The 11,409-nt window shown below is 47.1% G+C and carries 9 protein-coding genes; 3 read left to right on the top strand and 6 right to left on the bottom strand.

What is annotated here, in order from left to right; translation table 11 throughout:
* Positions 1–70: 70 nt before the first annotated feature.
* Complete coding sequence (locus tag OU814_RS16930; protein WP_017287905.1) at positions 71–2,236, bottom strand: sensor domain-containing protein; 2,166 nt, start codon at positions 2,234–2,236, stop codon at positions 71–73.
* 192 nt (positions 2,237–2,428) lie between these two features.
* Complete coding sequence (locus tag OU814_RS16925; RefSeq protein WP_190648209.1) at positions 2,429–3,268, bottom strand: alpha/beta fold hydrolase; 840 nt, start codon at positions 3,266–3,268, stop codon at positions 2,429–2,431.
* A 15-nt stretch (positions 3,269–3,283) separates the two neighbouring features.
* Between OU814_RS16925 and OU814_RS16920 the strand changes: the two genes are divergently transcribed.
* From OU814_RS16920 to OU814_RS16910, 3 genes are all read left to right on the top strand, one after another.
* Positions 3,284–4,168, top strand: a complete 885-nt coding sequence (locus OU814_RS16920; protein ID WP_268184471.1) for an RluA family pseudouridine synthase — start codon at positions 3,284–3,286, stop codon at positions 4,166–4,168.
* Between the two features lie 36 nt (positions 4,169–4,204).
* Complete coding sequence (locus OU814_RS16915) at positions 4,205–4,510, top strand: hypothetical protein (RefSeq protein WP_017287902.1); 306 nt, start codon at positions 4,205–4,207, stop codon at positions 4,508–4,510.
* A 114-nt stretch (positions 4,511–4,624) separates the two neighbouring features.
* Positions 4,625–6,517, top strand: a complete 1,893-nt coding sequence (locus OU814_RS16910) for an alpha/beta hydrolase family protein (protein WP_268184470.1) — start codon at positions 4,625–4,627, stop codon at positions 6,515–6,517.
* Between the two features lie 214 nt (positions 6,518–6,731).
* On the opposite strand, the gene OU814_RS16905 is transcribed toward OU814_RS16910, so the two are convergent.
* From OU814_RS16905 to OU814_RS16890, 4 genes are all read right to left on the bottom strand, one after another.
* A complete protein-coding gene (locus OU814_RS16905) occupies positions 6,732–8,078 on the bottom strand; it encodes an oligosaccharide flippase family protein (RefSeq protein WP_190648215.1) in 1,347 nt (448 codons plus the stop codon).
* 28 nt (positions 8,079–8,106) lie between these two features.
* Positions 8,107–8,574, bottom strand: a complete 468-nt coding sequence (locus tag OU814_RS16900) for a CRR6 family NdhI maturation factor (RefSeq protein WP_190648217.1) — start codon at positions 8,572–8,574, stop codon at positions 8,107–8,109.
* Positions 8,575–8,637: 63 nt separating this feature from the next.
* Complete coding sequence (locus OU814_RS16895) at positions 8,638–10,884, bottom strand: phosphoketolase (protein WP_326498314.1); 2,247 nt, start codon at positions 10,882–10,884, stop codon at positions 8,638–8,640.
* A 135-nt stretch (positions 10,885–11,019) separates the two neighbouring features.
* Positions 11,020–11,406: a type II toxin-antitoxin system VapC family toxin gene (locus tag OU814_RS16890; RefSeq protein WP_268184469.1), complete on the bottom strand. Its 387-nt coding sequence runs from the start codon at positions 11,404–11,406 to the stop codon at positions 11,020–11,022.
* Positions 11,407–11,409 lie beyond the last annotated feature (3 nt).

Genomic DNA, 11,409 nt, shown 5'->3' with positions numbered 1-11,409 from the left:
CGATCCCACTTCATCAACTGAAGACAAGCTCGTTCTGTCTTCACGTTATCCGCTAAAGGCGAAATCCAGATCAAGTCTGAATCAAATGTAAGAACGGATGGGGCTGAGGAATTAACTTGGCAGCCTCAAGTCGAGGCAATGGCTTCGAGAATAAAAACCCTTGCCCATACTCACATTTCAGCGCTTTCAACTGCGCTAACTGCTTCGTCGTTTCTACCCCTTCTGCGACTACATCCATCCCCAAATTCCAAGCCAGTGTAATAATGGTGCGAACGAGTTCTAGCTTTTCACCATCGACATCGACCCGGCTCACAAAAGAGCGATCGATTTTCAGTACATCCATCGGAAATCGATACAAATAGCCCAACGAAGAATATCCTGTGCCAAAATCATCTACCGAAAGCTGAATGCCCATCGCTTTAAGCTGTAGCAACATATCCATCGCAGATTCAGTATTCTCCATGATCGCGCTCTCAGTAATTTCGAGCTTTAGGCAGTGAGCATCAATCCCAGTTTCTACCAGAATCTGGCGAATTTGATTAATCAAACTTGGCTGCGAAAACTGCCGACTCGAAAGATTGACGCTCACTGTCAAGGGCGGTTCTGATGAAAATTCATCTTGCCACTGTTTTAATTGCCGACAGGCTTCACGCAGTACCCATTGCCCTAATGGAATAATTAAGCCAGTTTCTTCTGCGATCGGCACGAATTTTGCAGGTGAGATAATGCCTTGCTCTGGATGTTGCCAGCGCACTAACGCCTCAAATCCCATAATCCGCCCCGTCGCTAAAGCAACAATCGGCTGATAGTACAATTCAAAATCTTGGCGTTCAACCGCTCGACGCAAATCATTTTCAAGCTGCATCAACGCCACAACATGCGTATGCATATCGTGATCGAAGACTTCATGACAAGCTTTTCCTTGCGCTTTAGCACGATACATAGCGATATCTGCACCGCGGAGCAAATCTTCTGGGCGATCAAAATCAGTTGAAGAGAGCGTAATGCCAATACTGGCTGAAGTAAACACTTCATGACCGCTGAGATTAAATGGGGTAGAGAGAGCTTTCTGAACTCGCTCTGCAACTTTCGTTGCGTCCGCATCACTCTTAATGTTTTCCAGCAAAATCGTGAATTCATCTCCACCCAGTCGGGCAACCGTGTCATGCTTATTCAGACAAGATTCAAGTCGTCGGGCGATCGCAATTAACAGTTGATCCCCAATCATGTGCCCCAAACTATCGTTGATCACTTTGAAGCGATCGAGGTCTAAGAACAAGAGCGCAAATCGATAGTTCGGATCTTCATGGGCACGCTCAACAGTCTGACTCAACCGTTCCATGAAGAGAAGCCGATTCGGCAGACCAGTCAGAGAGTCGTGAAACGCATTCCGACGCAGTTGTTCTTCCACAATCTTGCGTTCTGTTACTTCCCGCATGACCGAAACAAAATGAGTCACTTGCCCCTGCTCGTTGCGAATCGGAACCATGTTGACATCGACCCAAAAATGAGACTCGTCTTTGCGATAGAGAATCACTTCGGCTCGAACGGGTTCATGAGCATTGAGCGTATCTCGAATGCGATCAACTTCACTGATCGAAGTCTTTTCACCTAGCAAAAGCAAAGCAGACTTCCCAATCGCTTCACCAGAAGAGTAGCCTGTTGCTCGGGAAAAGGCATCATTGACATAAACAATTCTCAAACCCAGGGGATCGTCGATCGCTTCTTCCGTCTGCGAGATCATGACGATCTCATTTGCGTTGACCACGACCGATTCAAGCAGTCGGAGATATTCCTCAAGCCATTTGCGTTCTGTGATATCTTTGACCGTGATTAACGTTCCGCTGGCTTCTCCCACGGCGTTACAGAGTAACGTGGAGTTGACTTCCGCCCAGAACTTTCTGCCATCTTTGCGGCGAAGCTGTCCTTCCTTCCAGCCATAAAACGGCTGAGATTGATCGGCGGAGCCTTGAAATTCTAACCATCCTTCGATTTCATGAAAAAATTGATGGGCGGGTCGCCCCACCATTTCGGCAACAGAACAGCCGACTAATTTCGCCAAACGCGAGTTGACATACAGCACTTCATCCTGCAAATCTGTGATCACAACGCCATCATTGAGATTTTCGACCACAGTCTGCAAGAGCCAGTCGGCTTCTCTGAGCATTGCAGGACGATTTGGCTCTACTGCTGTGCTTGGAGTGCGAGATGTCTCCAGGTCGATCGACTTTGCCATGCCTGCTTACCTTTGGAAATTGACGCTCATTAAGAAGTTCACGTTGAAGGCGATAAAGCTTAACTGCAAATGGATAATTTTATCCACGCTTAATCTATAGAAGTTGATCGCTAAGTTTTGCTTAATAAAAGCAGCACAAATCCAACTGAAATTGATAGATTCAGTCTGCCCACGATCAGAGATGAGTGAACGTTAAGGATGGAGTGAACGCCACTGAGAGATGAGTGAGGCAAGTTCGGGAAAATGATTTTGTGGCAGACTATGATCGGCATCCTTCAGGATAGAGAACTTGGCGTTTGGAATTTCACGAGCATACGTTTCGCTATGCCAAAGTGGAATCGTTTCATCTTGATCGCCTGTGATCACTAAAGTCGGTGTGGTGATTTGGTGAATTTCTTTTTCAACCGTATCGATCGCATCTTCGGGTCTTAAGCGATCGACTAAAAAGGATCGGGCGGCAGGTTGGGCATTTAATTCTTGCCGCATCCAAGCAATTTGAGCAATTGTTTTTTCTTGTCCAATCTGAACTGCGATCGGTTTAATCAAGGCTAATGCCCAATCAATCACAGGAGTTTGCCAGAGCAGAGGACGCAGATGATCATATCGTCCACAGAAACTATCATCGCGAATTCCAGCGGGAGCCGCGAGAATTAGACCTTTCACCGATTCAGGATATTGCAACGTATAGGCAGCCGAAACCCATCCGCCAAAAGAATGTCCGAGTAAATAAAAAGAGTTTAGTTCTAATGCTTGAACGACTTGGCGTAAGAATGTGACTTCTTTGGCGATGTCATAGCGAATGATAGGACGGGCAGAAGCTCCGAAGCCGAACAAATCAATGCCAATACAGCGAAAATTTGGTTTGAGCAACTCAATCAGCGGCAACCAATTGGCTGCGCTACCCATAAACCCATGTAGCATGACAATGGGAGTGCCTTCACCCACATCGAGATAAGCAGCAGGCAGCAAGGTTGATCCGTCTGGTAATCCGTCAAAATCGAGTTGAATTTGGAGAATCTTTTTTTGAGTCATTTCAATCAGGGTTGGGTGTACACAGATCGAATCGATCGGCAAGGAAGGACGTTACTAGATTATTATGCTGAGCGTTATCCGCATTCTTCTCGACAAGATTGGCTCGATCGCATTCAGTCTGGCGCAATTTCGATCAATGATATTCCAGTCAGCGATCCCGAAATGCCATTGCAGCCTGGTCAACTGCTGTCTTATCAGCGCTCGCCTTGGATCGAGCCAGATGTTTCATTCGAGATTCAATCGCTGTACGAGGATGAGCACTTGCTTATTTTATCCAAACCGTCTGGATTGCCTGTCTTACCAGGCGCAGGCTTTCTGGAAAATACATTATGGGGATGGCTACGCCGCGAGTATGCGACTCCTCCAGTTCCAATTCACCGATTAGGCAGAGGAACTTCGGGAGTGATTGTTTTAGCAAAAACAGAGCTAGCACGATCGCAGTTATCGAAGGATTTGCGCGATCGTACGTTTGAAAAACGATATCGGGCGCTCGTTACTGGAATTCCTGATGCAGATCAGTTCACTGTCACTCACCGAATTGGCAAGGTTGCCTATCCACAGCTTGGAGAGTTGTATGTCGCAACGGAAACCGGGAAAGAAGCCATCAGCCATTGCCAGGTGCTAGAGCGCGATCGCATTCCGAATGCCACGTTGCTAGAAGTTACAATTCCCACCGGAAGACCGCATCAGATTCGGATTCACTTAGCGGCAGCAGGATATCCACTTTGGGGTGATCCGCTTTATGGAGTGGGAGGAGTCGCTATCAATCAAAACTCAGTGCCTGGAGATTGTGGTTATTTACTTCATGCGTATGCTGTCGGGTTGATTCATCCTGTTAGCAAAGAAAAGATGACGATTCAAGCAGAACCTCCGACTTTGCTCAGTCCTTCCTATAATTGAAGTCTAGGATGCGAATTGCATTTTAAAGAGGTCACTATGCTTAAATTTGCGTTTCTGATCGTTCCCTTGCTGCTGATCAGTTCTGCTGTTCAAGCTCAATCCATTCCAAATTTATCTGTGCGCGATCGCCAACGCCTCAGCCGCGATCTCACTCCTTCAAACTCACAAGAATTTTTCAATCTTGGGCACAACCAACTAGAGCGCGAAATTCGACTTTTAGAACGGCGATTTACAGCTCAGCAAGAAAGCCCGTTAAGGATTGATCCGAAACTACGCGATCAGGAATTTCAAAGCGATTCGATTCGCAATAGAGTGATACCGAAAATGCAACACCTTAGATAGTTGCAGGTTGCAAAAGAGCGAATCACGATCGAAGATCTCTCGTATCATGAGGAAATGCGATTTCTTACACGTTTTTTTGCCGCAGTTCTCGCGGTTCTTCTCATCTCTGGATCTATGACAGTAGCGCAGACAACCAACATTACGCCGGGCGATAACCTCGTCGCCGAAGGCATTGCACCTATTCCTGAATCGTTGGCACAAACCGTCGATCGCTATACTCAGTTCCGTTCCGCAGGATTTGTGAGTTGGCATCCTGAACGTCGCGAAGCCTTGATTGTGACGCGATTCGGAGACGCGCCTCAAATCCACCGCGTTGCTTTTCCACTGGGAAGTCGGCAGCAGATGACTTTCTTTACTGAACCTGTGTTTCGGGCAAGTTATCAGCCGACGAAAGGGGATTACTTTGTGTTTAGTAAAGATACAGGCGGCAATGAGTTTAGCCAGAACTATCGCTATGATTTTGCAACAGGCGATATTACGTTACTCACAGATGGCAAGTCGAAGAATAGCGGCGGGGTTTGGTCGAATCAAGGCGATCGCATGATTTATACTTCGACCCGGCGGACTGGAAAGGATACTGATTTTTATACGATTAATCCAACCGATCCAAAGAGCGATCGCTTACTGGCTGAAGTTGAAGGCGGCGGTTGGGGTGGATTAAATTGGTCACCCGATGATAAACAGCTTTTAGTCATCGAATACGTCTCGATCAATGAGAGCTATCTTTGGTTATTTGATACGACTTCGGGTGAGAAAAAGCTACTCACGCCAAAAGGTGAAAAAGATAAGGTTTCTTATCAAGGCGGTGTGTTTAGTAAAGATGGCAAAGGATTGTATGTGATTACCGATCGAGAATCGGAATTTCAACGCTTAGCCTACATCGATTTAGCAACCTTCAAGCATACTTACCTCAGCACTCAAATTCCTTGGGATGTTGAAGATTTTGATTTGTCTCACGATGGCAAACAGCTTGCGTTTGTGACCAATGAAGATGGCATTAGCGTGCTGCATTTGCTAGATACGGCGACAAATCAAGAGAAAGCTTTGCCAAAGTTGCCGATCGGACAAGTGAGCGGAATTATCTGGCATCGCAATAATCAAGATCTAGGATTTACTTTAGTTTCTTCGCGCTCAACAGCAGATGTATATTCGCTGAATACAGTGACGAACAAAATCGATCGCTGGACAGAGAGTGAAACAGGTGGATTAAATACTGCGAATTTCTCAGAAGCAGAATTGGTTCGCTGGAAGAGTTTTGACGATCGTACAATTTCTGGGTTTCTCTATCGTCCGCCTGCAAAATTCACAGGCAAACGTCCTGTCATTATCAATATTCATGGAGGTCCAGAAGGGCAATCCAGACCTAGCTTTTTAGGACGCATCAACTATTACTTAAATGAATTAGGTGTTGCCGTAATTTTCCCAAATGTGCGGGGATCAACTGGATATGGCAAAACATTTTTGAAGCTAGATAATGGCTATCTACGCGAAGATTCTGTGAAAGATATTGGCGCATTGCTAGACTGGATTGCGACTCAACCGGGGTTAGACAAGGATCGAGTTTTAGTCACAGGCGGCAGTTATGGCGGATATATGTCATTGGCGGTGGCGACGAATTATAGCGATCGTATTCGTGCTGCAATTAATATTGTCGGAATCTCGAATTTTGTCAGTTTCTTAGAGCGGACGGAAGGCTATCGTCGGGATTTACGCCGAGTTGAATATGGAGACGAACGCGATCCAAAAATGAGAGAATTTCTGCTCAAGATTTCTCCGTTAAATAACGCGGAAAAAATCAAGAAGCCTCTCTTTGTCATTCATGGTAAAAACGATCCCAGAGTTCCATTAAATGAAGCAGAACAGATCGTAAAAACTGTGAGAAAGAACAATGTTCCGGTTTGGTATCTGATGGCAACCGATGAAGGTCATGGATTCTCGAAGAAGAGAAATATCGATTTTCAGTTCTATTCCACCATCATGTTTATCAAAGAGACCTTGTTAAAGTAAAACTTGCAAGTTCTACTTGTCCCGCACGCGGTTGAAACCCCGTGCTCGTCGGGCAAAGTCTCTAAAGAGGCTGTATTTTTGAGCCAATGGCTAGGTTCTGTAGTCCCTTGAGGGAGTTTGCACGGTTAGCACCGGGTTTTCAATCCGGTGCGGGACAGAAACGCAGTCAAGCTAATGTTCAGGCGGTTTTGTCAGCCAAACAGTTCCTGCTTCTCTAACGCCGATAGAGTTTGTCCCGTATAAACTCAATGTCTTGCGGGACAAACCATAAGCTAGGTGGAGCGGTTTTTAGCACGGCTGGGTAGCAGATTAATGTTGAAGCTAATCGAATGAGCGCTGAGCACAGTAAAGCTAGACCTAGACCTAGTAATCCGTAGCTCGGAGTCAACCATAAAATTAACGGGATGCCCAAGCCTAGCCCTAAGCTTTGAATCACAGTTACAATCCCCGGACGATCAAGTGCCATAAACGCTTGCGCTAGAATCACCGAAGTCCCGCTCACAACCGTTTCAAGCGCTAACACTCGAAAGACCGGAATTGCTGCTAAGTATTCTTTTCCATAGAGTAAGTTCAGAACGAGCGGTGCACAGATCATCATGAAAGCTGCCATTACAATTGCTAAAAATCCGCCAATTCGAGCCGCTCGACCTGTCATCTGTAAAACTTCTTCTGTAGGACGTGCCGCCGCTTTGGGAAATAGCACGGTGACAAATGAACTTTGAACGACATACAGCAATTGACAGAGACTAAACGCGATCGCAAATAGCCCCATTGCTGCCGGAACTAACAAACTGACAGCTAAGACCTGCTGGAGTTGTCCCGCTAAAGTAGAAACGAGGTCAATCCCATAAGCCCGCAAGCCATAACTGAGCAGTCGTTTGGTCGATCGTCGAACCCGCTCAAATCGAATTGTAAAAAATCGCCGAGTACAAGCGATCATCCAAACCAAAATCGGGATTCCAGGCAGCCAGTAAGAAATCACTGCCGTAAATGGAGTCAGTTTTCCCAAGAGCGCCAGTCCGACTAGCATGACTAAAGTACCGAGTGGGAAAACATAGCGCATTTGATTCGCGATCGCGAATTCGTCACTTGCCTCCATAGACGATCGCAGAATTTCTGTGAACATTGCGATCGGAACGGCTAACATCAGCGCTTGTGCAAAATGAATTGTATCAACTGAGTATTTTCTCAGAAGGATTGGAATCGTAAAAATTCCAATCACAGCACCGATAGTACTCAGGATCACGCCAATGAGAATAGCGGCTGAGAAACTTTTCGATCGCTCAGTCGGATATTTTTTGAGCGTGTAAAGTAGGGCGCTCGGTAAGCCGAACGACAAAGAATATGCAAAAAATTGGGGCCAAATCGCCATTGCAGCTTGTTCTCCCCGACCACTTGGACCCAACAGCCTTGCGGTGATGGTTCCGGTTGCGACATTGAGAAAAATGATCAGAAATCGAGCAAGCAAGGTTTGAAGAATGGCAGATGTGCCATCGCGTCCCTGAAGCGAGCGAGATCCACGCTGCCAAACTTCTGCAATCCGTCCTCCCCAATTCCTCATGCACTCACCTTTAGAACGCAAAGTTATCTTAGCGTCCTTCTAGCATCAAGAAAAAGGCATCATCTAACTCATACCCTAACGTCTTCGTCATCGACTTGACCCGCGATCGAGCTTCAATTTGCTGTTCGGTGAGCCAATTCAGCATCACAAACGTTTTCTGCATGACAAAGATTTCTAAGGCTTCCGGGTTGTATTCAATCCCATCCTTCTGGATTTGATGTGGAACGAGCATGGCAGCATAGCGCCCTAGTTCTTTTTCCGACCAGTTCAGTAAAAATGGCATCCAAGGATAGGTCGCATCGAGTCGGATAAACCACAATCGGATCTCTGGAATCTCTGAATATTCACGCGGATCGCTAGGGTCTAAAGGGTAATCAATTTTAAATTGAATCGATTGCTCATGTTCGCGGAGGTTGGGTTTGAGAGATTCGATGCGGTCGATCGCTTGACTGAGATCGACTGTATCAATCTGTTCGGCAGTGAGATGGATAATCATTGCTTTATCGTGCGTGAGGGTTGAGGACTCAAAGTTCTTCGAGAACTCTGAGTCCTGTTCGTCTTAGCGAGCAAGCTCGATCGCTCGGTTCACCATACCTGCTGCGGTAATGCTGTTAAATGCCATCAGTTCGCCTGCAGTTGCAGTCGTCTCACCGCGTCTCCAAGCAAAGGTATCGCGTTTTGCGGTACTCCGAAGCATGATTGGCTCTAGCATTCCGCTTGCGCCACCGGTGACACCGATTAAGGCATCGCCACCAAACAGTGTGTCAAACGTTGCATCATCAATAAATCCACCATCCGGCTCAGAGCAAGTGTCCCAAGCCACATCGGATGCACGATATAAGCGGCGAGGATTGACGATCGAGATAATTCGCACGCCATATCCTTGAGCTTCTAAACTCGATGCTGCTTCAAACACAGGCACTAAAGTCATATCGCCAATGACACCAAATACGATCGTTTTCGATCCAGTGCTTTCATGCAGAATGATGCCACCTTGCTCGATCGCTTGTCGCGTCTGTTCTAAGGTTGTCCGAATCGGCAACGGGGATTTACTCGCTGTGATCACAACGCCTTTGTTTTTCGTGGTCAGTGCCCAGTCATAACAAGCTTGAATGCTATTCGCATCGGGTGGGAATAGTGCGAACACGTTGCCATTTCTGAGCATTGCGGCAAAGTACGCTTCAACTTCAGGACGTTGGTGAGTCCAGCCATTTCGTCCTTGCTCTAAGGCTCCAGCGGTAAACAATGTAATGGTCGAAGGGGTGGGACGACGCAATTCTGCCATCGCTTGCGTTACCGTTTGCCAGATGGGCAGTCCGTTAATCGCAAAGGATTCATAAGAACACCACAGCGATCGACATCCCATTAATGCCAGTCCTGCTGCCAATCCTGCACAAGCATCTTCGCTCAAAGGCTCATAGACTTGACCGTTGGGGGCTTGGTTATAGAGCGAATCTTCAGTCGGGTGAATGATCTTCAATGCCTGGTTAATGTTGGCAATCCCAGAGGCTTCGTTTCCGTCTGCGTTGGTCACTAAGAAGGCGCGATCGCTTTGTCCAACATGTCCCACCAATCGACCCATTGCAGTCGTCGAAACTTTCGCATCTCCGCCTACGGCATATTCTTCGAGCGGCAACTGTCCTAAATCGGGTAAAGCCCGCTCGAATTCAGTCACAACCGTTTTGCTAGCAGAACCACCGCCTGCACGTTCACAGTTCGATCGCACTAATGCCCACGCTTCAGGAGTCAATGCCCGCGCTTTCAATGCGGCGATAATGTCTTCATTTTCTAACGTGTGTTGAGCATAGAGATTGTGAGACTTCGAGCCTTTTGCGTGAACCCCTGCACCTTTGAGCTGTTTGATGATGAAGACGGTTAACTGACCGCCTAATGCCGATTTCGCGGCTTGATCTGCGGCGGTTAAGACTGCGTTTGTAAACTTAATCCGATTCTCCAAAGAGAAAATGGTGCTATCGACGTATTCGCTGGGTTGATTGCGATCGTCAAAATCTTTCGCATCGACTAGGACAACATTCTCGAATCCATTCCCTTTCCAGAAGTCGATCATCTGCTCATTGGTTTTGAGCGACACCATGCTGTGATGCTCTTGCGAGTAGCCATTCCAAACCAAGATCGGCAAGAAGTTCGTCACCCCTGGGAATGCGGTGTTGAAGTGTGCCATCGAACTCATAATGTATGGCTCACCTAATCCACCATCCCCGACAGTAAAGGGGAACAATTTATCGCGATGCAGAAGGGATGCTGCCATTGCAAAGTGCTGCCCTTGACCTAAAGGCCCTGCCGGAGCCAAAATTCCCGGAATGAAGCCGGACAAGTGCCCTAAGAGTCCATGCTTTTCCCGGAAGCGATCGCGCAATTGCTGTACGGTTTCGATGCCCATATCTTCAAGAGAGCGATCGAGGAACATGGCGCTATAAAATCCGGGCGCGTGATGTCCGACTTCGGTGATGATGTTTTTATGCCCTAACATTACAAAGGCTGCATAGGCTTCGGCTTGGCTGGCAAATCCGCCGGGGTGTCCAGAGGCTTTACTGGCAGTCATTTGCAGAATCAAATAGCGCAGTGCGTCCGCAGCGAGCAGTGTTTGATAGCCCGCAGCCGGGTCGGTTGGGTCAGCGATCGCGGTTTTGCCGTCGGCGATCGCTGATGTTTTGCCATATGTCTCAAACCCTGGTAACTCGTCGCTGAAGTATTGAATGCCTTCTGTAAAAGCGGGTTTGGTCGAGATTGGGTTTGTCACTGCGGTCATACTTACACCTGCTGCGTCTTGTAATGGGTCTGACACTCTATCGTACACAGACGTTGCACGCTTGAGAATCAATCTTGCTGGCATGTGAGGGATCGATGTGTTGATACAGTGAATAGAACAAAATCGATGATTTTAGGTGAAAGAATAGAGAATCGTGGTGATCGCGATGCTTCACCAAATGGTTTGTACGGGGTACTGAGCGATGAGATGATCAATCGTCAGAATCGGGATGTTTTCGACCTGAGCTTGGGCAATTAGAATTCGATCGAATGGATCTTTGTGATGATCGGGAAGGCTATCCACTTGCAGAATGTGGGCAAGATTGATGGTCAAACTCTCAAAACGGTTAGCCGTTAGGCAAGATTGAATAAATTGGGTCGGAGGTTCTGGAAGGGGAAGCTTGCCAATGTTGGATTTAATGATAATTTCCCAACTGCTGGCAACGCTGAGATAAAGCGTGTTTTCAGGATTTGAAATGATGTCTTGAACGGGCACAGAGAGTCGAGAGTTGTTGGTAACCCACCAGAGTAGAGCATGGGTATCGAGTAAAGCACGCATGGT

Origin of the sequence: Leptolyngbya sp. GGD (genome assembly GCF_026735145.1) — a bacterium.
GTDB lineage: Bacteria > Cyanobacteriota > Cyanobacteriia > Leptolyngbyales > Leptolyngbyaceae > Leptolyngbya > Leptolyngbya boryana.
This window is presented reverse-complemented; position numbering and strand designations above follow the sequence as displayed.

Bases quoted from the DNA above. Each gene is read 5' to 3' on its own strand.
- OU814_RS16930 (WP_017287905.1), bottom strand. From the start codon at position 2,236: ATGGCAAAGTCGATCGACCTGGAGACATCTCGCACTCCAAGCACAGCA.
- OU814_RS16925 (WP_190648209.1), bottom strand. From the start codon at position 3,268: ATGACTCAAAAAAAGATTCTCCAAATTCAACTCGATTTTGACGGATTA.
- OU814_RS16915 (WP_017287902.1), top strand. From the start codon at position 4,205: ATGCTTAAATTTGCGTTTCTGATCGTTCCCTTGCTGCTGATCAGTTCT.
- OU814_RS16910 (WP_268184470.1), top strand. From the start codon at position 4,625: ATGACAGTAGCGCAGACAACCAACATTACGCCGGGCGATAACCTCGTC.
- OU814_RS16905 (WP_190648215.1), bottom strand. From the start codon at position 8,078: ATGAGGAATTGGGGAGGACGGATTGCAGAAGTTTGGCAGCGTGGATCT.
- OU814_RS16900 (WP_190648217.1), bottom strand. From the start codon at position 8,574: ATGATTATCCATCTCACTGCCGAACAGATTGATACAGTCGATCTCAGT.
- OU814_RS16890 (WP_268184469.1), bottom strand. From the start codon at position 11,406: ATGCGTGCTTTACTCGATACCCATGCTCTACTCTGGTGGGTTACCAAC.